Genomic DNA, 25,049 nt, shown 5'->3' with positions numbered 1-25,049 from the left:
TTTGCGGATCATTGCTGTTTTGGAAGCCTCCGCTTAGTGATTAGTATTAGTCTATGTGGGTGAGTGCCTAGAAGTGCCTGTACGTATTACTTTGCATGAGTTAGTCATTTGATTCTGTTCATCAGTAACCAGATTAATCCATGCCTAAGGTTTACGTTTGAACCTAACCGTCACTTTGAATAAGTCCCCATCCATCTCAATCTGCAGATCTCCCCCTTGGAGCTCAGCGATGCTTTTGGCAATAGACAGCCCTAGGCCAGAGCCTTCCGTATGCCGGGATTGATCCCCGCGCTTGAATCGCTCAAACAATTCCTCCACTTCAAAATCGATCTCGTACGTGGATACGTTTTTGATTGTGAATACAACATGATCATGATCCTCGCGCAAATTGAGATGCACCCGGGTATGCGGCATGGCATATTTCAAAGCGTTGGAGAGCAAATTTTCAAAAATGCGCCAAGTCTTCCGTCCGTCCAAAGCCGCAGTAATCTGAGGATGTTCGATTTGGACGCGGAATGAAACTTCCGAGTCTTCGATTTTGTCACTGAATTCGGCTAACGCCTGGCTCAGCAGGGAAGACACATTAACCGTTTCCATGTGCAGCTCGACGGCGCCGCTCGACATTTTGGAAGCCTCCAATAAATCGTCAATTAGCACCTTAAGTCTTTGTGTTTTTCGATCTACGACTTGGACATAGGACTCTATTGTATCCGACGGCAAATCCTTCTGTTTCAGCAGATCGACATAATTGATGATGGAGGTGAGCGGTGTTTTGAGATCATGGGAGACGTTGGCAATGAGCTCCGTTTTCAAGCGCTCGATTCGCATTTCCTTCTCCAGAAGTGTCTTGAAGCCAATCTGCATCTGATTCAAATGCCCAGCTAGGTCAGCCATGCTGCCTCGTCCTTTCACCGGAATGTCATCGAGCAAATTACCGGTAGCCATCTGCTGGACGCCTGTGATGATCTGTTGAGACTGGTTAAACCTTTTGTACGCAAAAGGAACTATCGTCACACTATAAAGGAGCACATAGCCTAATCCAATAAACAAAAATTCAGGGGAACTGTCTATATCTACCATCCCGATAACGGCCATAACGAAAAATGCGCCTAACAGAACAGTCGCTCCAAACACGAGCCATGCCTTATACAAGATCGATCTGCTCACAAGCCGGTTACTCAGAAGGGATGCCGCTTTGATCATCAGACTGCGCCCCCACTCTTCACGCCACAATTCTCTTCGTTCATAGAGCAGCCATAAGTCGACGGCAACCTGCAAGAGCAGACTAGCCAGAGCAACCAGTAAAGTCCATTCCACGAATAAATGGAAGCGGATCGGCATCTGAAAGAGAGTATTGTTGTTTATTTGCCCAATGACTGAAATAAGTAGCAGTAGTCCAACAAGTAATCGAACATCTACTGGAACCCTGCACAGCCAAGCAATTTGAAATTGTTTCAGGTCCAGCCGAAGTTTGGCCCCCTGCCTTAGATACCAAGCCAGCACACCGAGAATCAAGAGATTGGTTAGCAGCAAGCCGAGCTCCTTCATCATCCGCTCATGGATACCGTTGATGTAGGCATAATCCGCATGAATTTGGCTGAATCCAGCGGTAGTTCTTGGTATGATGAAATAACCTTCAAGTTTATTCGTTTTCAAAAATTTATTTATGCTCTTTAGCAACGGACTGCTCACATCCGTTTGCGGCAGCTTTATACTGAATATTGCCTGATCCATATCCGTGCTGGAGGGCTCATAAGGCATATTCGTAAACCAACGATCCGATTTGCGGTCTATGACGAAGTAGTGAAAAACTTCGGCACGCGCGGTCAGACTCGCATTGACATCGTCCCATTCCTTATTCTTGTAGGCCAAGAATTCGGACTTGCGGATTTCCATTAACTTCAGGATTTCGAGCCTGATATCCATCAGCTGCTTGTCCCGTTCCTCCTCCAGCCTTTTCACTTCATCCATATTTTGGCGACTTTCAGCATCAGTGATCTGTTTATCATAATGCGTGTTAACCCGATTTTCGCCTCGTTGTTGCATGAGCATGTACTCTTCTTTCCACTCAGCCCTTCGTTTCTCTCCGATTTTCACATCATCCGCTACTAAGGGATGATTCGTATTTTCTATCAAATAACGAATTAGATTCCAGTTAAGCGTCAACTCGTCATTGAATGCTTTGCTCTGCAAATAAGCATCCTTCCTTAGAAATTCACTGTGCTTAGCCAGATCAACTATCGTACAAACGGCCATAACAGCCGCATACATACAGATTATCCAAAGTAGGAAGCGCACATATTTATTTTTCAATTTTGTAGCCAATTCCCCATACCACCTTCAAATATTTTGGCTCCCGCGGGTTAATTTCAATCTTTTCGCGGATACGCCGCACATGAACAGCCACCGTGTTGTCTGCATTCATATAAGACTCTTTCCAAACCTTCTCATAAATCTCTTCAATCGAGAAAACGCGTCCCTTATGTTCCAAAAGCAACTCAAGAATTTTATACTCGGTAGCCGTCAAACGCACTTCCTCGCCGTCAACGGATACATTTTTGGTTGCTTTATTGAGAACCAACCCGCGTACTTCGATCTCATTCTCACTTACTTGGTAATGACCAAAAGTTATGTATCTTCTAAGCTGCGATTTGACCCTTGCAACAAGTTCCAGCGGATTAAAGGGCTTGCCCATATAGTCGTCGGCACCAACGTTCAGCCCCAGGATTTTATCTATATCCTCCGTCTTGGCTGACAGCATGAGAATCGGAATATCTCTGCTCTCCCTCACTTTAAAAGCCGTTTTCATGCCGTCCATTTGTGGCATCATGACATCAAGGATCATAAGATGGATATCGTTTTCCTCTAACATTTTAAGGGCTTCTACCCCGTTCCCCGCCTTTACAATATTCATATTTTCATTCGCCAAATAAATCTCGATCGCGTCCTGGATTTCGAGCTCATCATCCACAACGAGAATATTGTATCTCTGCATGTTCTAACCTCTCATCTCTGGAATGGTTGCCGCCGCCACTAACCTTCATCCCTAATTCTATAGTAATGGATATCTTTTACAAATAACTTTATGAAATTATTACAAATCTCTTAAGAATTTGCTAGGGTAAAAAAAAGAACCTAGCCTGCGGCCTGCGGCTAGGTTCTCAAGTCAAGCCAGATCAAGCCAGATCAAGTCAAGCCAAGTCAACCCAAGTCAACCCAAGTCAACGAACCATGCGGCAAGCCCGAGCAGCTTACGAACTCAATACCCTTTATTCGCTCAAAAATGCTCATCCTGAAAATCTAATGAATCCCAATAGCTCTATTACAAGTAAATGACCACCTTTCCTCCTAAAATCTGCTCGATAACGCCAATTCAGTTCATTAAATCTCCAAAGTAGCCAATTTCTCGTCTATAAGCATCATGCAGTTCATTAGATGCCTATGAGACCGAAAACCGCCACAGCAAAGAAGTCTGCGATGGGCGGTAAAAAAACCTAGCCTGCTGCTAGGTCACCAAGTCAAGTCAAGTCAACCCAAGTCAACGAACCATGCGGCAAGCCCGAGCTCCTTACGAACTCAATACCCTTTATTCGATCAAAAATGCTCATTCTGAAAATCTAATGAATCCCAATAGCTCTATTACAAGTAAATGACCACCTTTCCTCCTAAAATCTGCTCGATAACGCCAATTCAGTTCATTAAATCTCCAAAGTAGCCAATTTCTCGTCTATAAGCATCATGCAGTTCATTAGATGCCTATGAGACCGAAAACCGCCACAGCAAAGAAGTCTGCGATGGGCGGTAAAAAAACCTAGCCTGCTGCTTGGTCACCAGGTCAAGTCAAGTCAACCCAAGTCAACCTAAGTCAACGAACCATGCGGCAAGCCCGAGCTCCTTACGAACTCAATACCCGTTATCCGCTCAAAAATGCTCATTCTGAAAATCTAATGAATCCCAGAAGCTCTATTACAAGTAAATAACCACTTTTCCGCCTAAAATCTGCTCGATAGCGCCAATTCAGTTCATTAAATCTCCAAAGTAGCCAATTTCTCGTCTATAAGCATCTTACAGTTCGTTAGATGCCTATGACGACCGAAAACCGTCACTGCAAAGAAGTCTGCGATGGACGGCAAAAAAACCTAGCCTGCTACTAGGTCACCAAGTCAAGCCAAGCCAAGTCAACAAACCATGCGGCAAGTCCGAGCCCCTTACGAACTCAATACCCGTTATCCGCTCAAAAACGCTCATTCTGAAAATCTAATGAATCCCAGAAGCTCTATTACAAGTAAACGACCACCTTTCCAACCAAAAATCTGCTCGATAGCGCCAATTCAGTTCATTAAATCTCCAAAGTAGCCAATTTCTCGTCTATAAGCATCATGCAGTTCATTAGATACCCCCTTCTGAGAACCGAAAACCGCCACAGCAAAGAAGTCTGCGATGGTAGCTAAGAAAAACGGCTTCGCCGCCCCAATAGATTAGTCACTTCTTAAAGGCAAAACCTCGTAAGGGAACTAGGGGACGCTAATTAGTCAAAAAGTAGCGTTGCGAGGATATTAGCGGAACTACAGGGTCTTATTTCCACAAAAAACGCGAAAATTCCCATAAAACAGCAAAATAGCGTCCTGTAGTTCCCTCAGCCTCCCAATAATGGCACTTTTGGCTAGAATAGCGCACCGTAGTTCCCTCAGCCTCCCAATAATGGCACTTTTGGCTAGAATAGCGCACCGTAGTTCCCTCAGCCTCCCAATAATGCACTTTTGCTAGAATAGCGCACCATAGTTCCCTCCGCGCGAGCCTGCAGCTAGGTCATCTGCAATTGTTGCGCTCATTTCCCCTATCACTCACCCATAAATCTAGCAACCGCTCGTTTTTTAAGGTCATCCCACTGCGGAGTCGCCACGGTTGATTGGTCTTTCAACGGTTCAAACGAATCATACAAGGCTAATATTTCAGCAAAGGAACCATCTACCCATTTTGCGAATGGCAAATGATGATACAATTTTAAAGCGAGGTAGGCAAGTCTCCTATATTTACGAATAAAGGTAAACGGACTTGCGGGGATGATCGTATAGCCTGATTTCTCCAAAACCGTAAAACCTTCATCCATAACCGAAATAGCTTGCTTTAGAAGCTTCTTGTCTTTAGCTGCTTTTTTCAAATCGCCGCCGTTTAGATAGCTAACGGAGTTCAACGCCACAATCGGAACGATATGACTTTTCAGCCAGGCATCCATATCATTTTGATACGTTAGCTTATAGGAAGCATGCTGAAAGGCTTGTTCCAGTAAGGGTTTAAACGGAATCTCACCGCCCAAGCTTCCCAGGATCATCTGACCGCCTCCGCGTATGCAAATAATGCGCCCCGATTCTTCTCGGAGTCCCCCGCTAAGCTGAAAGCCAAAAACGACATGTTTGGGAACAACGCAATGTTCATTTAGGAAATTCAGCATACCGTATGCATCCGCATTATTGCCAACAAGGACAATATGGCTGCTCTGATTTGCGGCAAGGATAGGAAGCACAGAAGGGAAATCATTATATTTCATGACGACAAAAATGAGGTCATAACCATCTTCGGATGATAGGGTCTGGATGACGTTTACTTCATCGACAGTCGTTTTCCGCTGAAAATAATGGCGTATAACGAGACCATCTGTCTGCAATTGCTGGGCACGCTTTCCTCTGGCGAGCATGGTGACCTCATGGCCCCCACGCACCAGCACATGGGCTAGATAGCTTCCTAACACTCCTGCACCGTAAACTAATAATTTCATAATCAAGCCTCCTATTATTTGAACAAATGTTGTTTCTTCAACATTTGTTCAATACAATAAGATTATCAACCTGCACAACCTGTATCAATCGCTAAATGGCGTGATACTGTTGCTTTTTCAACAGATTTCATTAGATTGTCTAAAAGTTGGCGTGCATAAGGAGTATTTCTATGGATCGAAGAATCAAAAAAAATCAGGAAGCCATTATGAATAGCTTCATTGGTTTGATGTCCGAGAAAGATTTCAGAAAAATAACGATTAATGAAATTGCCGAGCGGGCTGATGTGAACCGCGGTACCATTTACTCGCATTATTTGGACAAATATGATCTATTGGATGCCTGCATTGAGTTTCATCTCGAGCAATTAATCCAGAATTGTATGCCAGATGAAGGGCAAAGAGCTTATCTCTCTAAGCACTCATTACTGCGCACGTTTGAAATTATGGAGAAGAATGCTTTCTTCTACAGGACTTTGCTGACGAATACAGGCGTTCCAGCTTTCAGAAATCGCCTAGCAGAATTAATGAAACAGGGAATTAAAGAACAATTAATTGCAACCAATCGAAACCAGATACAGCAGGATATTTTAGTGCAGTTTTTGAGTTCAGCAACGGTTGGCGTTGTTGAATGGTGGTTTACCAGTTCAATGCCCTATTCTGCAGCAGATATATCGGAACAGTTGTGGGCCCTTCTTGAGAATAATCAAATGATTCCGCCCGTAATAGATGACATCAACTGTTGAATGCTTGCCTTCAAAGAAGTGACAGAGCCACCGATTAATCGCTCTAAATCCAGTGACGTTGAGGAGGTATCAATTTTACCCAAAAATCCATAAATCCAATTTTGAAGCTGTGAGTCTTCAACGAGGGTAATAGGCTTACCGTTTAGTTCAGAAAGCACCAACACGAGATCATCGAAGGTCCATGGACGTGGCGCAGTCAGCTCATAAGTTCTATTCTCATGCCCATTTCCTGTGAGGACTGCCGCTATGCCCAAAGCGAGATCCCCACGTGTAACTGTGTTAAATTTCCATACGCCTGGCAGAATAGGAAGCTGACCTGATGCTATTGCAGCCTCTAGACCAAGCACGCCAACAAAATCTGTATACAAAGCATTTCGAAGAATCGTATACGGTATTCTCGTTGTCTGTATGGCATGTTCCGTAGCCAAATACAAATGAGAAGGTGAAATCAAACCTTTTTCGAGAAAAGCAAAACTCGTAAATAAGAGATGTTCTATGTTCACTTTTTTTGCCGCTTCAAGGACATGAGCATGTTGTCTTAAGCGAACGGTATCATCCTTGTCTGAGCTTGAAATCAACAACAGCTTGGAAGCTCCTGCGAAAGCCGTGATGAGTGATTCAGGCTGATCGTAGTCACAATAACGGACTTCAATTCCTTGTTCCTGAAAAGCCTGCGCTTTCTCCGGGTGGCGGACACACGCAATGATTTGATCTGCTGATATTTGTTGAAGAAGCTCCTTAATTATTAAACTTCCTAGTTGACCATTAGCTCCAGTTATGGCGATCGACATTGGCATTCATCCCTTCAGTTTTTAAAGTAGTTAAGCTATTAACTAATTGAACAAAAAAACTCACTTATTTTTTAATTTATTTAATAAAACAAGGAGTTGGTTTAATTCTTGATCGGACAGCGCACTCATTTTTTCCGAGATCTTTTGGCGATTTTCAGGCAAATACTTGAGTAAGAGGCTCTGACCTTCATTCGTGATTGAAATCACGGTTTTCCTGCCATCCTTTGGGTGGCTTGCCCGCACAATCAATCCCTCATTCTCTAATGGAATTAATAAAAGACTAATATTCGGCTTCGTCACACCAATTTTCTTGGCAAGCATTGATGGTAAGACCGTGCCTCCTTCCTTCATAATTTCAACCAGAATTCGAATTCTCGCCCCATTCACGCCTTTGGATTGCCAATATTTCTCCGAGACATCGACCAAATTGGCAGTTGCTTCAACAAGCGCAAAAAAAGCAAGCGAATGCAGCGGCAATTCATGAACGTATTCTTGCAAATCTTTCACGCTAATCACCACCTGAAAATAGTTAAGCACTTAACTTAATTAAGTTTAAAGTACTACAGATTTAGGACAGTTGTCAAATTGAATTTAATCGGACCATGATAAAAGTCCCCAAAGGCTCCTATCCTTGCCAAAAGCAGCTCTTTTGCCGGAATAGAAGTCTCCTAGGGACGCTTATCTTGCACTGGATTTCCTGATCAGCCATCTGTCTAGAAGAGGTGACAGCCTTTTTTACCCATACGCTCGCAATGGTTCAGCCAACCGCACGAGATGCTTCTCATGAAACATTTGCCGCGCAGCGCTTTGCACATAATCATCGACATAATGCATCAAGATCATCTTCTTCTGGATCGTCTCCGGCAGTGTTAAAACTTCCTCAAGTGAGGTGTGCGAGGGCAGTTGGTCGTCCTGCATATGACATTCATGATAGATCGTTTGCACCTCATCCGAAATCTGGAGAAGGTAGCCAGCATCAAGTCTCGTATCTCCGCTAAAATAAAAATAAGGCTTGCAAAGAAGTCCATAGCTCAGCATGTCCGGCACATGCAAAGTCTGAATGAGTTCGAACCTTACACCTGCAATCTCAAATTCATTCTCCACCGCAACAAGGTCGAAATAATCCTCGAACGCGCGCTTCCCTCGCGTTGTCAGTTCTAAGCCGTGGCGCAGTATCTGCCACAAATCATCTTTTAAACCAATAGGTATGTACAATCTTGGTTTTACTTTACCTGGGTACACTTTGTGAAACAGGGCTAGCTTTTGCAAGCCGTTGACGTGATCTTCGTGCAAATGAGTGATGAAAATATGTTCGATTTGATTGAGCCGCATACCTAACTGATGCAATCCCCAATGATTGGACTCCGGGAAATCAATACAAAGATTTGTATCCCCAAAGGTTAATAACGCACTATTATGACCTTGCTCAACGCTAAACCCATCGCCGCACCCCAAAAATGTTATTTTCACAAAAACGCCTCCAATTCGATATGTGCATCTTCGATGATTTGTACTATCATTTGTACATGAGACAGGAAACCGCTGCATTCTAGGAGGACAACATGAATAGACCCGAGCAAGCCAAGCCCAAGATTCACCTGCGTTCCTCGCTTTTCATCCTGATGATATCGGTAATCATTGTACTACTTACAGATAGTGTATTCTACTATTATACGAAACGAATGCTAACCGCCGAGCTTCAAACCAAACTGGAGCTGATTGCAGATAATGTCGCTATCTCGATTAAACATTCCAAATTAGGTGAGAAATATGTTGAAAACTTGATTGGCCAAAATCTCCGCACAGCCGCGCTAGCCGCGCAGTATAGACTCGATCCGGATATTGAGAAAGTGAGCAATGAAGAACTCATAGCGATCAGTAAAGAATTAATGATTGATCATATGACTTTGTTGAAACGTAGCGGCGATGACATTATCGGCTACAAATCCACAGAGCCTAAGGAAATTAATATGAGCACCAAGACATGGAGCCGGGATTGGTTCAAAGCCTTCAATCAGCTTCTGGATACGACCGAAACGAATGTGTCCAGCGGACAAGCGCTGCCACATTATTGGTCTGGTCCCATCAACACGTCCATGTCCGATCCGCAATACGTTGATAAATGGGGATACTATTACGATGGACGCACGAACTATATTCTGGACCCTTACGTACATGATACGTTCATCCAAAACTATCAACGTGAAACAGGTGTGAATGCAGTCATCAATGAAATGATAAATGGCTATACGAACCATGGAACCGCAGAAATCGCTGTCTTTAATCCACCTATTTTTTTGAAGCAGCAGGAGCAATTCAAGAAAGAAGGCTATACCTGGTTTTCGGATCGAGAGATCTTGTTCGGAACCTATACGATGAAAGACAGCCGTGATCTGGAAATGGTGCAAGAGGTCATTCGTTCGAAGAAGACTCAGCAGTTGATTACAACCATCCAGGGGAAAACTTTGCTCAAAATGTTCATTCCTCTCCAGCTCGATATGCCTGTCGTTATCGGTCTTTCTGCTGATTATGAACAAGTGCAGCAATCTATTGGGAAACAGCAATTAAGACTTCTGCTGTTGATCGGGACAACGGGTTTAATCGCTTTCTTCCTTGTTATCGTGAGCATTCGATTCATGAACAGAAGACGAGAAATAGCCGCAGAGCATGTTCAAGAGGTGTATGTAGATCACATCGACTCCCTTTTCCGGTCCATGAAGGAACAGCGGCATGATTTTAACAATCATGTCGCCACGATTCAATCACTTGTTCATCTGAAGGAATATGCGGAATTAAACCGCTATACAGCCGAAATCACGGAAGAAACAACTGCCTTGAACGATATTATCCAAATTAATGTTCCTGCCTTGAGTGCCATTGTACAGTCGAAGGTCATCCAAGCGGTTGAACGCAGAATTACCTTTGAGCACGAAGTAGCCAACTTAAAGCAAATTCATTTGGGAGCTGTCAAGGCAACAGACTTGGTCCGTATCCTTAGCAACCTCATCGACAACGCCTTCGATGCGGTTTCGCCACAGAAGTATGTTGAGCGCAAAGTTCGCCTTGTGGGCTTCGTGAAGGGAAACTCCCTCATCTTTCAGGTGTATAACAATGGCGAACGAATTCCATATGAACGCTTGGAAAGCATATTTGAACCTGGCTTCTCCACGAAAGATGAGGGGGCACAGCACGCCGGTCTAGGTTTAAGTATCATTAAAAATCTGGTACATCAATATGGCGGCAAGATTCACGTCCACAGTTCAATGAACGAAACATGCTTTACGATATCCATTCCTCTGTGACCATTCATTATTTCCGGGGAAATACGCTGCGATTTGTCATAAATAGATAAGAAGGAACAGCATCCGATGCTAAAAAAGATCGATCGTTGTTCCTTTTTTTATTCCGTAAAAAAGTCTTTAAATCTTCTTTAAAATATGCTAAGATGAAAATGTTCTCAATGTAAGCGTTATCATTTTTAAAGGGGGATTTTAAAATGAATGTAGCGCTCGAAAGCAGAAATAGTTATGAAGATTTTGTGTTGGAAAAAGACATTATGTATTTCCGCGTCGGTGAACATGGTCTGGTCTCTTTTCATGGCAAAAACTATCATATCAAAAAGCGGATGTCTACCGAACAAATTCATGAAATTACATCAGATAACACATTTTTCAAGGTCAATACAGATTGCTATGTGAATACAAGGAAAATTTTGCAAATCCAAGATGGCAAAGTCTTTTTCGAAATGAAAGGCGCGGAATCCAAATACGCCTCGATTACGAAATTGCGTCAACACCGATTGAAAGAAATCTTGCATCAATTCAAACAAGAAATGGCCGCGCATGATATCGCCAAATAGTCCAGACAATCGCCAATAGCAAATTGAAAAAAGGAGCCAGCGATAATGCCTCGCAAGCTCCTTTTTAGCGTATACCTATGAAATTTTGGCAATGGTTTCTTGCTGATGTTCGCGGATAAGAAAGCGTATGTACTCGACTGTTGTTTCTTTCACCTTTTTGGCTTCTTCCAAAGTAGCGAAGCTGTACTCAGCATGATCTGTGCTCTCGTACTTCTTCAACTCTTCATAATTCATTCCAAGTGTGGAGAAATTATTAACCAGTTCGTAGGGAGTCTTATGATCCACATTTTTCACGAAAATATCTTTGGAAAAGAATGAGCCTTGTTTCTCCACTTTAAAAATAACGCGAAACGGCTTTTCTTTATCCGATACAAAGCACTTGATAACAACGTCGATTTCCATCGTCTTATAATCCACAGCGCTCGTCGGCTCCTGCTTTGGTGTGTGCATCCATTTCTTCAGAAAACCCAACACAAGATAACCTCCTCTATAACGACATGAATCTAAATCATATTGTAATAGATACACACCTAATTGACAATCCATATTTTGGTTATATGGCTTCTATTGGCTTTTTCACTGCCTTTTTCCGATAGTTCCAAATGATAATGAGACACAAAATACCAGTCAGAACACCGCAGCCCAAGAAGGCGCCATTTGCCCCAAAACGGTCTGCCACATAGCCGGCAAAAAGACTTCCGATCGGGGTCGAACCCGCGAATACGAGAGAGTAGACGCTCATCACCCGTGCCCTATACTCCTCTTTTGCATGCATTTGCAAGGAAGAATTACTATTGGTTGCGAACATAATATTGAAGAAGCCCGTTAGCGCCAGCAGCGCTCCGCATGCCCAGACCGACGTACTAAGTCCATTTAAAATAAGACAAACAGCTACGACTAAGCTCGCAATGATGCTCAGCTTAATTCGAGGCCCTTGCTTACTGCGGAATGACATCGTCAGCGCCCCGGCAAAGGAACCGATCCCCAGACAAGACATCAGCGTTCCGTATGTCGTTTCCCCCATATGCAGCACATTTTTCGTGAAGACAGGAATAAGGACATTGAAATTAAACGCAAGCGTGCCAATCACGGTTACAAGCAGAACCGTTTGAGCCAACAAAGGATCTCTGGCAATGTAAACAATGCCGTCTTTAATTTCTTTCATAATGCCATCGTTGGACGTTTTCTTGCGAACATAAGGCGCCGCTTCGATATGAAATAACCCATAAAGAACAGCTAAGAAGCTAACCCCATTCAGCAAAAAGCACCAGCCTGCCCCGAGCAAAGCCATCATGACTGCCCCGATAGAAGGACCTACAATTCTAGCCATATTAAACGTCGTGGAATTAAGAGCGATGGCGTTCATCAAGTCTTCCTTGCCTACAATTTCAATATTAAAAGCCTGCCTTGTCGGCATATCCAGCGTATTATTTAATCCTAACAATAGCGCTAGTACAAGGATGTAGCCATACTTAACACTGTCGGTAAGAACTAAAGCAGCGAGTGTGAAAGCGAGAATCATAGCGACCGTTTGCGTGACTAATAAAATGTTCTTTTTGGGAAATTTATCAACAATGATGCCGGCAAACAAGGAGAATAACAAAATCGGAAGGAACTGACATGCGGCGACGACCCCCAGCTTAAAAGGTGAACCCGTGAGCGTGAGGACGAGCCACGATTGCCCGATATTTTGCATCCAGGTCCCAATCAGGGATACGCATTGGCCGAGCCAGAGATACCGGTAATTGCGATGCGTTAACGCATGGAAATGCCGTTCAATAAACAGGGACCCTGCCAGTTTCATATTCATGGCTCCATCGGCTCCTCTGCGAAACGGGCGGCATTAGTGCCCATTTTCTCCAAAATCGTTAAAGCTAATGCTTTCTCTTCATCGCTCATGCCGTACGTCAGGCGCTCGCGCCAATCCGTCAAAACTTTACGAACATCCTCCTTGATCAGGAGCGCTTTATCCGTAAGATGGACTTCATTGCATCTCTTATCCTTTTCACTCACTGTGCGGGTTATGTAGCCTTGCTCTTCTAATTTTTTTAATGCCTTCGCGGTGGTTCCTTTATCAATTTTCAAATGGTCGGCCAGTTCTTCCTGGGTGAGACCATCTTCTCGATATAGCGCATTAATGAAAATATGCTGCCCCCGCCCAATCTCATACTCCTTCAAATGTTCACCGATATACATCTGCCCATAGCGGTACAACAATGAGATCCATCTCGGAATTGAATTTCGGTTATCTGTCATCAAACCTGCACCTCATCTCGTCTCAAAATTGTTGGTCATCCGAATCGTTGCACTTGCCACTAAAATATCATACTGCGAATTGGTTGCACTCGCAACCATTTTTTTTTGGAGCTTGAGCCCGAGACTCTGCCGCTTGAGTGGGATCGTAGATCCTCTATTTCCTTCAAGCCCGTGCAAAATTGGTCACGCGCGGGTCGTAGATTCTCTATTTCCGTGATTAGCCCCCGAAATGGGCCGATCTACCTGAAATAACGCATCTACGTTCCGTGGGAATACCCAAACGGGCGGATTTGTCACAAAATGCGCGTCCTAGTTCCTCTAAATTTCTGCGTGCTGCTGCATCGTCAAACTAACTAGCAACACAAAAAACAGCTCCCCTCTGGGAGCTGTATCCGTACCGTTATCGCGCTGCTTACCAGGTTTTTTCGAGTTGTTTCCGAACTCCTTCTAACCATTTCCGAGCCACTTGTCCTACCTGACAGATCATCACATCTGCCCAGCGATACCACGCCGCTCTTGGATTACGGGTGCAGGTTTTTTGGGCAGTTTCTTCCGCGCGAGCCAGCGTCTTTGAACCAGAATGCCGCGGATTCCTTCGTCCAGAATCATCGCTACATACACCCCATAGATAAGCCACCCAAGTTGAAGTCCGAACAGATACGTACCACCGACGGCAATGATCCACATACAAACAATACTGATGTTCATCACAAATTTGGTTTCACCCACCGCGTTAAGCGCATTGTTCAGCGGCATATTCCACATTTTGAGCGGCTGCAGCAGCAAGTTCAAGGCCATTACTCCTACGACGATGGAGATAATTTCTTGATTATCCGTAAAGGCGCCCACCACATTTTTGCCAAAAATGAATAGCAAAATGGTATTGGTAATAACAACCAGCTCGCCCCAGAATAAAGCTTTGTACAGGCTGCGATATGCTTTTTCCATCTGACCTGCGCCAAACAAGTGCGCCACTTGAATTTGCACCGCCATTGCGAATGACCAACCAGCGAGGAAAGAGAAGGACTCCATCGTGTTGAGATACGTTCGAGCAGCTAGCTGCTCAGCTCCCATCGTGGCGATCATGGAAAAGAGAATCACTTGCGAAATCGTCCAAGACGCCGAACTGAAGGCCATCGGCAAACCTACTTTGGCCACTTCTTTTAACAGTGGACGGTCGAATAGGCGAAGATCACGCCACTGTATGAGTCCAGTAAAAGATTTTCGGAAAATATAAAATAAGACCAGCAACGCAATCGCACGACTGCCGACCGTTGACAAGGAGACGCCCAAAAGTCCCCATTTCGGCAATCCCAAAGCTCCAAAAATAAACACATAATTACCGAAAATATGAATAATATTCATCCCCACTGCTACAAGCATGGGGCCCTTCGTGTTCCCTGTACTGCGAATGACTGTACTTAATGTTAAAATGGCGGACATCACAATCGTTCCGCTGCCCACCACACGGATGTATTGGTAAGTCATCGCATGCAGCGATTCCGGCACATGAAGCATGTTGACGAAAATATTTGCTCCAAAAAATAGGAACAACGAAACAACCAAGCCTAGACCCACAGTCAACGTGAAAGCCATCGAAGCGACTTTGCGGGCTTCCTCCTCTTTTCCCGCTCCAAGCTTCTGTGAGATAACAATCCCCGCTCCGCTGGAAATAAGAACGAACAACATAATTACCGCCTGGAAAAATTGATTACTGATGCCAACAACAGCAACCGCATCATCCGAAATTCGGCTAACCATCAAGGTGTCCGCAGTTCCAATCATAAATTGAAGAAATAATTCGATCATAATCGGCCAAACAAGCCCGAAAAGCGTCATCTTTTTTGCAGTTTCCATAGCCATCCCTATTCTCTCAGTCAGTAATAAACACGCGTTCACAAACACGCGTTCAAGAACTTATTTTAGCAACTCTTGGACAGAAGTCAATGCCTAAAATAAGTAAAAAAACAAACCCCTTCCCCGGTCTATGACAACCAGAAAGGAGTTTAATCCGAGATTTTCAGTGGAGTTCCTGCATTCAAGCGAGTTTTAATCATGAGAAAAACGGCTTCGCTACCCGGAGAGATCAGCCGCAAATTAGCGAAAAAAAACTAGTAAGGGAACTGGTGGGCGCTATTTAGGCAAATAGCAGGGATGCGAGGTTCATAGCGGAACTACAGGGTCTTATTTCCACGAAAAGCGCTGAATTTCCCATCAAACAGCAAAATAGCGCCCTGTAGTTCCCCCACCCCAGCGATAAGGACACTTTTGACTAGAATAGCGTATTGTAGTTCCCTTACCGCCGCGTGAGGCAGCTGGAGTAACTCCATGTTCACTCCACCCAGCTTTCAGCTAGGTCATCCAGTCCACGCACCTTGAGGCAAACCCAAGCCCCTAACGAACTCAATACCCTTTATTCGGTCAAAATCGCTCATTCTGAAAATCTAATGAATCCCAGAAGCTCTATGACAACCAAATGATCACCTTTTGGCCTACAATTTGCTCGATAGCGTTAATCCAGTTCATTATTCCGCCAAAGTAGCTATTTTCCGCTCTATAAGCATCCTACAGTTCATTAGATGCCCTCTGAGACCGCCCCCCTCCTAATTCTGCGGTGGACGTCAGTAATTAAGGGGAAAACCTCTTTTCGAACAATGAAGCACGTTTAGCTACCTTATTCTCAACGTATAGACACTCGACACGGTAGAGTGAAGCCTAAAGAAACTTGATGCAAACCGGGCGCGCTACCGCAGCGCTTTGCCCGGTTTCCTGCAGCATGCCGGTCTTCGCATCTAGGCGGAAAACCGTAATGCTGCTGGAGTCCTGATTCGCCGCGAGGAGATAATCCCCTTGCGGCGACAGGGCGAAGTTCCGCGGCGTCCGCCCCAGCGTCGCCTGCCAGCCCACGACCGAGAGCGTTCCGCTCTCTCGATCCACCGCATAAACCGCGATACTGTCGTGTCCGCGGTTCGAGGCATACAGAAACCGTCCATCTCCGCTGAGATGGATGTCCGCGCAAGTGCTCTCGCCGCTGAAGCCTTCCGGCAGCGTCGCAATGCTCTGCAGCGCGGTCAACACGCCCGCGTCTGCCTCAAAGCCCAGCACGGTGATCGTGCTGTCCAGCTCATTAATCGCGTACACGTACCTGCTGTCCGCGCTATAAACCAAATGCCGCGGGCCCGCGCCCGGCTTCATCACGGCTTCGCCATGTGGCAGCAGGATACCGCGCTCCGCGTCAATCCGGCTAACCATCAGCCGATCGAGCCCCAGATCGGCGGAAATCGCAAAACGATTGTTCGGAGACGGAACAATCGAATGGGCATGCGGAGCTTCTTGACGGTCCGTTTGCGGACCCAGAGCTCCTTCATGCTTCACCAGCGGGCTATGTACGCCTAACCCGCCCCCATCTTCGATGGGATAGACCGTTACATCGCCGCTTCCATAGTTAGCGACCAAGGCAACGCGATTCGTCTTGTCCAAGCTGATATAGCAAGGGGCTGATCCGTCCGTTGGCTGCTGATTGATTTTCTGAAGCGTCCAGGTTCCGGCTTCAATCGCATAGGCCGCCGCAGCGCCTCCGAACCCCCCGTTATATGTTACCGTCTCGCTAACGGCATACAAAACGCTGCGAGTATCATTCAATGCCAGGAATGAAGCATTCGGCAAATCATTATAAGCTGCTACAAGCGTCAGTTCACCATGCTCGGAATTCAAACTGTACAAGCGAATTCCTTCTTGATTTTGCTCATCGGTATAGGAGCCAACATACAAAAACTGCTCCTTTTGTCCGCCAATCGTCATCTACAACCAGCCTCCCTTTGTTTAATCCTCTGCATGAATGCGGTCATGCACATCGCAATGATCGAACCATAAAGTGCAAGCTCCATATCGTGGTGCGTATCCCATGGATCCCCTTGCGTCCCAAGAAACAAGATCCCAATTTCCGGGGCAACAAGTAATGCCACCCACATTTCGATCAGCTCATAAAAAGCTCCCATAGCCAAAACGATAACACAGGTTATCCCAGAAAGCCATCTGCTACTTAGTGTCGTACAGGCTGACATGACTTCCCTAATTGGATAAGCAAGCAGCAGCCCAAAGCTGAAATGTACCAAGCGGTCGAAATTGTCTCGCTGCGAATGAAACAGGAGCTTCAGCCAAACATCCACTACGTTCTCATTATACGAATAATGCGCACCTACTGTATGAAGCACTAGAAATAAGCCAATAAGCCCATAGGATAGATTAGACATCGAAAATCTTTTATATGTACACACCAGTACGATAATTGCGGCCCATATCAACAGATTCTCCAATACCCAATCAAATCTGCTATACGGCGATACCGCCATCCATATCCATATGACCAGATACACGATACTCATCACGTGCAGTGGACGGTTCGACGCAAACGTTTGTGCTTTTCCCAGCCACTTGCCAGCTCTCTCTCTCACGGCTTCATCCCCTATCGCTGCTATACGTTCAGGGTAACTCGCCGCCGCTTTTTGCAAAAGTACTAGATTTATGTAGTACTGAACAAATCATACTTTACTTCCGAGAAATTATGCAGCATCTTCTCCTCTCTATTGGTATTGCCGCTTCTTCTGTCGATAACCTTGCGCCAGATTTCATTCTCTCGATACGTCCGGCCATCCTTTTCCAAAAAACGATGATTTCTTTCCTCCACATGATAGCTATGGGGAATCAACTCATTACTGTGCACGGAACCTTTCAAATGCTCCTCCGTCAACCAGAGTCTGAACTGGAAAGTTGTTTGTGTGGGATTGTAGATCCGCAAGTCAATGTAGTTGTAAAAAACGCTGGCCCCGCTCCCAAAAGGCAGCACCCTATGATCATCAGGAAACGGATCAAAGCTATGATGATGCCGCTCTACCACTTGAAGCGGTGTGTGCAAAGCCATCCAAAAGAGCAGGTTCCCTAATTGGCAAATCCCGCCGCCGACACCCCGCTTCACCCCGCCCTGCGAAAGCAGCAAACCCTCGATGTAGCCTTTGGCCGACGTTGTTTTCCCAACCAGCTTCCAGAATGAGAAGGTTTCCCCTGGTCGAATCACAATGCCATCCATTTTCGCCACACTAAGACGCAGATTCGTAATTTTGTTCTCTTGCAGTATCGGGTCAGATGAACCAAGCTTTCTTCGCAGAAGTGATTGGTGCTTTTTGCACGTATAGGGAAGCGTATGTTGAGTTCGATGTTTGGCATAAGTCAAAGCAGGATTCAAATTCGTGAAATGGCGATAAAGCCTCAACTGAATGATACGCATTCGATACAGTGCAGGAAACAGTTTTGTTAATTTTTGCTTCACGCTTGATCACTTCCTTTTTCAACCAAATATGTGTACAAATCCATTTGAGAAATAGGACGCAATTAAGGTAAACTTGGTTTATATAAAAATAGAGGTGATCATCGTGATGTCTGACCAACCCTTGGTATCCATTATTATTCCAACCTATAATCGCCGCATTGAGCTGGCTGAACTGGCTGAATCTTTAGTGCGTCAAACCTACAAAAATTTGCAAATTATCGTTGTGAACGATTGCGGTCCATCCGTTGATTTCATTCAGGACCTATACCCTGAACTGAATATCCAAATTATTAATATGCCGGAAAACTTGAAGCACGTCCATGCCCGCAATCGCGGTTTGCAAGAAGTGCAGGGTGAGTTCATCATGCTCTGCGATGATGACGATTTATTGCTCCCCATTCATATTGAACGCATGCTGCAGGAGATTGAGGGCTTTGATCTCGTCTATCCAGACGTTGAAATTTTCCATTACGCTTATGAAAACCAAACACGCATCATAACAGATCGCTTCGTCTTTGCTTATGAATTCGATATCCCGGCCATGCGCAGATTTTCTACGTTCTTTTCTTCCGGCTGCATCTTCCGGCCTGAGCTTATTGCCGCGTTGGGTCCATTTGACACAGAGGTCTTCCATTATTGGGACTGGGATTTCTTCCTGCGCGCGGCTGAGCAGTTCCGTGTCAAACGCGCACCCATCGCGAGTGTTCTTTATGCATTTGCCCAACAAGGAACCAGCAACATGTCAGGGCAATTAGACAACATGCGTCCCTACTTGGATCTGCTTTCGGTGAAGCATCAGCTTGGTGAACTGCCTACCGCGAACTTCTTCCTGCTGCTGGAAGAACCCGAAGTGAAAGCCCGCCAAGCTGCCACAGAGCTTATCTGGGATGGTCAGCCGATCCGTTCCCGCTTAGCCGAATAACCCTTTGGCATAAAAGCTCCGATATTCACTGGGCGTCATGCCTTCTTGTTCTTGAAACCGTTGGTTGAAATAGCTTGCGCTTGCATAGCCGGCTTCCCGCGCAATGTCCTTGATCGATAAATGCTCTTTCTCAATCAAACGTTGCTTCGCATACTGGATCCGGCATAACGTAATGAACGAGAGCGGTGTCATGGACATAGCTTTCCGAAACAATTTGCAAAAATAGTACGTGCTGACGCCTGTGAGCTCCGCCCATTCTTCGAGAATGAACGGCTCGCAGGCTTTTTGCTGCATCATTGGGAGCAGTGACAGAATGCGATCAACCGACTCCATCCCACGATTCACGGTCAAAGGAGCCGCATAACTCATGAACTCGCTCAATATCTGATACGTCAATGTCGATAGGTTGGTTGTTCGAAGAATCCCGTTCGTCTCCGCCTCCAGCAATAATTGGTGGAAGGCTTCCTCAAGTTCATTCAATCTCTTTAGTGACCACAACACGCGAAAAAAACCTTTTTCCAGCAAAAATTCTTTGAGATAGCTCCCGTAAAAATGAACGAAACGCACACTCCATGGATCATCCTTGGACGTATAGTATTTCTGCTCTTGGTACGGAAAATATAGAAAAGCATCTCCTTTTTGAAGCACATGCTGTTCGCCGTCTATTTCGACATACCCCTTGCCGGAAATTACAAAGTGGATACTGAACGTTTCACAGAGCCCTTCAGGCCGATAGACGGTATGGGTCAGCATATCATAATACCAACCGACCGATTCTGGAAAAATGAAATAGGAGGATTGCTGCAATCTCGGCAGCATAGATTGTCTTGACACAGGCACACCCCGTTTCCTAATGACAATATTCCGATATCCGGCACAATATATTGTCATATTCATTTTAAATAACTCGTTCTATAATAACAATATAACGATATCATTTTATTTGACAAAGGAGAAATTTCAGAATGACAAAGCTTCGTTGGGGAATTTTGGGATGCGCGAATATTGCTATTAGGGCCTGTATCCCAGGCATCAGACAGTCGCAAACAGGAATTGTAAGCGCTATTGCCAGCCGTAGTTTACAGAAGTCGCAGGAGAAAGCCGCTGAGCTTGATATTCCAAAAGCGTACGGCAGTTATGAAGAACTAATAGCCGATCCCGATATCGATGCCATCTATATACCTTTACCGAACCATCTTCATAAAGAGTGGACCATTCGCGCTGTGCAAGCAGGCAAACATGTGCTTTGTGAGAAGCCGGCAGCCTTGACTGCTGCTGAAGTGCAAGAGATGGTGACTGCAAGCGAACAAGCTGGTGTTCAATTTGCCGAAGCATTCATGTACCGGCATCACCCTCGTTACGACCGTATCAAGGCGATTATTGACTCTGGAGAAATTGGCGATGTTCGCGGCATTCATGGCGCTTTTACCTTCAGCAATCCTGGCGACAGCAAGAATGTTCGCTACGTTCGCGAGTGGGGCGGCGGTTCTGCTTATGATGTTGGCTGTTATCCGCTTAGCGCAGCTAGATTAATTCTAGGCAGAGAGCCTGAAGCCGTTACAACGCACGCTTTCTTCTCACCTGAACACGATCATGTCGATATGATGATGTCCGGCTTGGTTGAATTCAGCGGTAACGTCGCTTTAACCTTCGATTGCGGCATGTGGGCGGGCTTCCGCAACACACTTGAAATCGTCGGCGCCATCGGCCGCATTGAAGTTCCCTCTGCTTTCGTGACACCTACGGAGGAATCCGGTCACTTTATCGTGCAAGTAGGGAATGAACGCCGCGAAGAGAAAGTACCTTTCCTTAATCAATATGCGCTGCAAGCGGATGATTTGGCTTATGCGGCTTGGGGCGAGAAAGCCGCTCGCTTCCCTGCGAGTGATGCCGTCCTGAATATGAAATTAATCGATGCTTGCTTGCAATCAGCCAGAGAACGCTCACGCATTGTCATGAATGAATCCTAAATAACAGAGGAGATGAAATTTTTGAAGCACATTCATATTAAAGGCTTGGAAAAACCCGTTTCTAAATTAGTCATGGGCTCAGACTTCTTCCGCTTGAATAACCCCCATGAAGTCAGCGAAATCCTTGGACACTATTTGGCCATTGGCGGCAATACGATTGACTCAGCCTTCATCTATTGCGGCGGCGAGAGCGAGCAAGCGATCGGGATTTGGCTAGATGAGATGGGCAATCGCGATGAGATGAATATCTTCACCAAGGGCGCTCATCATAATGAGCACGGTCCCCGCGTGAATGCGGAAGCGATTCGCAGCGATTTGTTCACGAGTCTGGAACGATTGCGCACCGACTATATTGACCTCTATGCCCTGCATCGGGATGATCTGGCAACACCGGTTGGCGCGATTGTCGAAGCGCTTAATGAGCATGTAGAAGCAGGCCGCATCCGCGCATTTGGCGGGTCCAACTGGACGCACGAACGGCTGCAAGAAGCCAATGCGTACGCGGAGAAACACGGTCTCATCGGTTTCACCTTCAGCAGCCCGAATCTCAGCCTTGCCAAAGCCAACGAGCCCTTCTGGGCCGGCTGCGTCTCCGTCGATGAGCAGGCGCTGCGTTGGTACGAAGCCCAGCAGTTTCCGCTGCTCTCCTGGTCGTCGCAGGCGCGCGGCTTCTTCAGCGGGCGGTTCTCCCCCGAGATCCGCGATAATGCCGACATCGTCCGCGTGTTCTACAGCGACGAGAATTGGACGCGGCTGCAGCGTGCTCAGCAGCTTGCGCAAGAGAAGGGCGTAAGCACGATTCAGATCGCGCTCGCCTATGTTGTGAGCCAGCCGTTCCCGGCGTGTGCGCTCATCGGCCCGCGCAGCGAAGCCGAGATGCTGTCATGCCGTGACGGCGCGGAGCTGGTGCTCACTGCGCAGGAGTTGGCGTGGCTTGATTTGAGCGCAGCAATCGTGTAACTAGTCAAGAACCCCCCGGCCGAAGATAGGCGGGGGGTTCTCTCTGTATCTCTGTTCCGTTAATTCGCTTTCTTCATTTGCCTGAATTGATTCGGCGAAAGACCATGTTTCTTTTTGAAAACCGTAATAAAATAAGTGCTGTTCAAGAAGCCGATTTGTTCGCCGATTTCCTTGACTCTTAGCGAAGTATGTAACAATAAATCTTCCGCTTCCGCCAGACGCAAATTGGTGACATAGGTAGAGAAGGATACCCGCATATTTTCGTTAAATAATTTACTGAAATAAGGAATCGAGATATGGAGCGCCGTAGCAACCGAATCCGCCGAGAGGTCATCTTTCCTATAATGCTGCTGAATATAATCGCAAGCTTGCTTGATGATTTCCTTGCAATCCCGATACCTGTTCCCCTTAAGCTCTTGGATAATAAATGGCACTAATTCCTCGAAAAATTGCTTGAGCATATCCACTCTTGCAAAGCTTGAGATCACGTCTGCTAAAGATTCCATCCGATGAGCCGTATAGATGGGGGACAAATCCACAATCTCATTGAAAACCTTATCCAGATTGGAACCAATCTGTTTTAAAGTCGCATGGATATCCTTAATGGAACAGTCTTTAATTTCCTCAAACAATTCGTCAATGTTCTCCATCGCCGCCTTGCTGTCATTAAGTTTCAGATGGTTAAGCAGGGAATTCTCAAGCTTTAAAGGGTAATGGAACTTCTTGCGAATCGCCGCTTGAATTTTGTCATAGAAATAAATGCGCTGATCATCCCTCAGAAATACATATTCCAAAGCCTCTCTGGCTGTTTCATACGAATTAGCCAGCTCCTGCATCGTAGCCGCCCCTTCGCCAACGCCGATTTTCAGCTGAATTCCCATCATTTTGTCCACGTGATGAACAAATCCTAACCAGGCATCGTCACTCATGCCTTCCGTATCATTCATCAACAGCACCATGGAATGGCTGCCTGTTTCAATTTTCTCCAACGCTCCATGATCCGCAAATATTCTCAGTGCAAGTTCATAAACAGCCTCTTTAACAAGCGAGAGCTGCTTGTCGCGTTGGTTGGATATGTAGCCATGTTCCCCTTCCATCACCAGCACGAGTACACGCAAGTTCGTCGTCTTTAGCTGGATTTCGAGCTTTTGGAAATTAGCTGCAATGCCCTGTTCATCGATGCTTCCTTCCTGATTCAAACATTCTCTTAGGAAGCCTTCCTTCAATTTGTTGCGATCTTTGACGGCTGAGTCTTCCAGCGACATGACTTTGTGAATAAGTCCCTTGAAGACATCGCTGACATATTCCACATCATCCGCATATTCGGCAGAGGAAACGAATGGATGACTATATTTGATCATCTTAACGACTTTACCGAATGGCAGATAGATTTTATTGATTAGGAGGACTGTCGCAGCAATGCTAAACAATAGAACAACCAACGATATAAGAATGATATTTCTCAGAAAAGTAAAACTATCTTTGGAAAGGTAGTCATAACTTGTTGTATTGATGAGATACCATTCCAGCTTTTCGTTATAAACATAGGTGATCAGGAACTTCTTCTTATCAATTTGCTCAATAAAATGATTGGATTTTGCCTCGGAATGGATGACTTTGCTTATAAAATCTTGCTTACTGCGATCATGCATGAATTGTTCCGGTTGATTGCTGTTGAGAATATTCACGCCTTGTTTATCGACAATAATAAAGTTCGAATAGGCGGTACTGCCCATTTTGTTGAAGAGATCCTGAATGGATTTCAGCTCCAAATTGATAAAGATAGCGTGTCCATTCCTGCTCCCTGAATACGTGAAAATCAGAGAGAGAATGTTGCTAACGTAAGGTTTGGAATCGTAGATATAGCTTTGTTGATGAGGAAGAAACAGCATTTTGTTCATTTTTTTCCGCACATCGATGAGTCCTACCGCCTGCTGATCAATGACTGGAATGTCAACATCCTTGTTAATCGTATGAATGAACCTTCCCGTTTCCCCATTGTACAGATAGACGGAATTAATATAGGGATTCGCACTGACCACTTCATCGACTCGGTTTTCAACCTTCATGGCATCTATCGGGTTAAGCTCATTGGAATATAGCCCCCTAATGATTTCGCTATCATTGAGAAGCTGTTCCCCGATCTGAAAAACTCGCTCATACAGCGTTTCGATATTATAATCGGTTTGCGATAGTAATTTCTGGTATGTATCAGATGTATGCTTATCATTGATTTTGGTGTTGTAGGAATAATTGATGATCGAAATCAAAATAATTGAAAATAAAAAGATAGCTACCGTCGCTACAATTATTCGACTTAGGAAACTTCCCCTTAGCTTGAAAAGCCTCAACATCGAATCATCCCCATCGCCCAAATTGAGAGCGTTTTCACTATGTAAATTTATGTCATTACTCATGTCAACTATACTGCCGATAATTCAATCGC

General features: G+C 45.3%; 21 protein-coding genes. 6 read left to right on the top strand and 15 right to left on the bottom strand.

Annotated features, from left to right (window positions below; all coding sequences use genetic code 11):
• Positions 1 to 144 precede the first annotated feature (144 nt).
• The 3 genes from LOZ80_RS02545 to LOZ80_RS02535 form a co-directional block, all read right to left on the bottom strand.
• Positions 145 to 2,325, bottom strand: a complete 2,181-nt coding sequence (locus LOZ80_RS02545) for a HAMP domain-containing sensor histidine kinase (RefSeq protein ID WP_238169956.1) — start codon at positions 2,323 to 2,325, stop codon at positions 145 to 147.
• Positions 2,303 to 2,995, bottom strand: coding sequence for a response regulator transcription factor (locus LOZ80_RS02540; RefSeq protein WP_238169955.1), 693 nt, complete (start codon positions 2,993 to 2,995; stop codon positions 2,303 to 2,305). Before LOZ80_RS02540 ends, LOZ80_RS02545 begins: the two co-directional genes overlap by 23 nt.
• A gap of 1,845 nt (positions 2,996 to 4,840) precedes the next feature.
• Positions 4,841 to 5,776, bottom strand: coding sequence for a ketopantoate reductase family protein (locus LOZ80_RS02535; RefSeq protein ID WP_238169954.1), 936 nt, complete (start codon positions 5,774 to 5,776; stop codon positions 4,841 to 4,843).
• A gap of 170 nt (positions 5,777 to 5,946) precedes the next feature.
• Here LOZ80_RS02535 and LOZ80_RS02530 point away from each other — a divergent pair, with 170 nt between their 5' ends.
• The gene (locus LOZ80_RS02530; protein ID WP_238169953.1) at positions 5,947 to 6,519 is read left to right on the top strand and encodes a TetR/AcrR family transcriptional regulator; all 573 of its coding nucleotides are present in this window, start codon (positions 5,947 to 5,949) and stop codon (positions 6,517 to 6,519) included.
• Here LOZ80_RS02530 and LOZ80_RS02525 read toward each other — a convergent pair.
• The 3 genes from LOZ80_RS02525 to LOZ80_RS02515 form a co-directional block, all read right to left on the bottom strand.
• The gene (locus LOZ80_RS02525) at positions 6,480 to 7,310 is read right to left on the bottom strand and encodes an NAD(P)H-binding protein (protein WP_238169952.1); all 831 of its coding nucleotides are present in this window, start codon (positions 7,308 to 7,310) and stop codon (positions 6,480 to 6,482) included. The genes LOZ80_RS02530 and LOZ80_RS02525 overlap by 40 nt on opposite strands.
• A 60-nt stretch (positions 7,311 to 7,370) precedes the next feature.
• A complete protein-coding gene (locus LOZ80_RS02520) occupies positions 7,371 to 7,817 on the bottom strand; it encodes a MarR family winged helix-turn-helix transcriptional regulator (RefSeq protein WP_238169951.1) in 447 nt (148 codons plus the stop codon).
• Between the two features lie 228 nt (positions 7,818 to 8,045).
• Positions 8,046 to 8,780 carry an MBL fold metallo-hydrolase gene (locus LOZ80_RS02515; protein ID WP_238169950.1) on the bottom strand — a complete coding sequence of 245 codons (735 nt, stop codon included), beginning with the start codon at positions 8,778 to 8,780 and terminating at the stop codon, positions 8,046 to 8,048.
• A gap of 92 nt (positions 8,781 to 8,872) precedes the next feature.
• Between LOZ80_RS02515 and LOZ80_RS02510 the strand changes: the two genes are divergently transcribed.
• Both LOZ80_RS02510 and LOZ80_RS02505 read left to right on the top strand, forming a co-directional pair.
• Entirely contained in the window at positions 8,873 to 10,612 is a 1,740-nt protein-coding gene (locus LOZ80_RS02510) for a sensor histidine kinase (protein WP_238169949.1), read from the top strand.
• A gap of 194 nt (positions 10,613 to 10,806) precedes the next feature.
• Positions 10,807 to 11,169: a LytTR family transcriptional regulator DNA-binding domain-containing protein gene (locus tag LOZ80_RS02505; protein ID WP_238169948.1), complete on the top strand. Its 363-nt coding sequence runs from the start codon at positions 10,807 to 10,809 to the stop codon at positions 11,167 to 11,169.
• A gap of 75 nt (positions 11,170 to 11,244) precedes the next feature.
• On the opposite strand, the gene LOZ80_RS02500 is transcribed toward LOZ80_RS02505, so the two are convergent.
• The 7 genes from LOZ80_RS02500 to LOZ80_RS02470 all read right to left on the bottom strand — a co-directional run bounded on the left by LOZ80_RS02500 (position 11,245) and on the right by LOZ80_RS02470 (position 18,751).
• The gene (locus tag LOZ80_RS02500) at positions 11,245 to 11,643 is read right to left on the bottom strand and encodes a hypothetical protein (RefSeq protein ID WP_238169947.1); all 399 of its coding nucleotides are present in this window, start codon (positions 11,641 to 11,643) and stop codon (positions 11,245 to 11,247) included.
• 79 nt (positions 11,644 to 11,722) lie between these two features.
• A complete protein-coding gene (locus tag LOZ80_RS02495) occupies positions 11,723 to 12,979 on the bottom strand; it encodes an MFS transporter (protein WP_238169946.1) in 1,257 nt (418 codons plus the stop codon).
• Positions 12,976 to 13,425: a MarR family winged helix-turn-helix transcriptional regulator gene (locus LOZ80_RS02490; RefSeq protein ID WP_238169945.1), complete on the bottom strand. Its 450-nt coding sequence runs from the start codon at positions 13,423 to 13,425 to the stop codon at positions 12,976 to 12,978. Before LOZ80_RS02490 ends, LOZ80_RS02495 begins: the two co-directional genes overlap by 4 nt.
• 486 nt (positions 13,426 to 13,911) lie before the next feature.
• Positions 13,912 to 15,282: an MATE family efflux transporter gene (locus LOZ80_RS02485; protein ID WP_238169944.1), complete on the bottom strand. Its 1,371-nt coding sequence runs from the start codon at positions 15,280 to 15,282 to the stop codon at positions 13,912 to 13,914.
• Positions 15,283 to 16,140: 858 nt separating this feature from the next.
• Positions 16,141 to 17,226 (bottom strand): lactonase family protein, encoded by a 1,086-nt coding sequence (locus LOZ80_RS02480; protein ID WP_238169943.1) that lies wholly within the window; start codon positions 17,224 to 17,226, stop codon positions 16,141 to 16,143.
• Positions 17,223 to 17,879, bottom strand: coding sequence for a DUF2238 domain-containing protein (locus LOZ80_RS02475; RefSeq protein WP_238169942.1), 657 nt, complete (start codon positions 17,877 to 17,879; stop codon positions 17,223 to 17,225). The genes LOZ80_RS02480 and LOZ80_RS02475 overlap by 4 nt, the downstream gene beginning before the upstream one ends.
• A gap of 68 nt (positions 17,880 to 17,947) precedes the next feature.
• Positions 17,948 to 18,751, bottom strand: coding sequence for a VanW family protein (locus LOZ80_RS02470; protein WP_238169941.1), 804 nt, complete (start codon positions 18,749 to 18,751; stop codon positions 17,948 to 17,950).
• A 106-nt stretch (positions 18,752 to 18,857) separates the two neighbouring features.
• Here LOZ80_RS02470 and LOZ80_RS02465 point away from each other — a divergent pair, with 106 nt between their 5' ends.
• A complete protein-coding gene (locus LOZ80_RS02465; protein ID WP_238169940.1) occupies positions 18,858 to 19,673 on the top strand; it encodes a glycosyltransferase family 2 protein in 816 nt (271 codons plus the stop codon).
• Here LOZ80_RS02465 and LOZ80_RS02460 read toward each other — a convergent pair.
• Positions 19,662 to 20,507 (bottom strand): helix-turn-helix transcriptional regulator, encoded by an 846-nt coding sequence (locus tag LOZ80_RS02460; RefSeq protein ID WP_238169939.1) that lies wholly within the window; start codon positions 20,505 to 20,507, stop codon positions 19,662 to 19,664. The genes LOZ80_RS02465 and LOZ80_RS02460 overlap by 12 nt on opposite strands.
• 131 nt (positions 20,508 to 20,638) lie before the next feature.
• Here LOZ80_RS02460 and LOZ80_RS02455 point away from each other — a divergent pair, with 131 nt between their 5' ends.
• Positions 20,639 to 21,643, top strand: coding sequence for a Gfo/Idh/MocA family protein (locus LOZ80_RS02455; RefSeq protein WP_238169938.1), 1,005 nt, complete (start codon positions 20,639 to 20,641; stop codon positions 21,641 to 21,643).
• A gap of 21 nt (positions 21,644 to 21,664) precedes the next feature.
• Positions 21,665 to 22,603: an aldo/keto reductase gene (locus tag LOZ80_RS02450; protein ID WP_238169937.1), complete on the top strand. Its 939-nt coding sequence runs from the start codon at positions 21,665 to 21,667 to the stop codon at positions 22,601 to 22,603.
• A 59-nt stretch (positions 22,604 to 22,662) separates the two neighbouring features.
• Here LOZ80_RS02450 and LOZ80_RS02445 read toward each other — a convergent pair whose 3' ends face one another.
• Positions 22,663 to 24,957 (bottom strand): helix-turn-helix domain-containing protein, encoded by a 2,295-nt coding sequence (locus LOZ80_RS02445; protein WP_238169936.1) that lies wholly within the window; start codon positions 24,955 to 24,957, stop codon positions 22,663 to 22,665.
• Positions 24,958 to 25,049: the final 92 nt, after the last annotated feature.

The organism is Paenibacillus sp. HWE-109 (assembly GCF_022163125.1).
GTDB lineage: Bacteria > Bacillota > Bacilli > Paenibacillales > NBRC-103111 > Paenibacillus_E.
The sequence above is the reverse complement of the archived record's forward strand: the minus strand, read 5'-3'. Positions and strand labels throughout refer to the sequence as shown.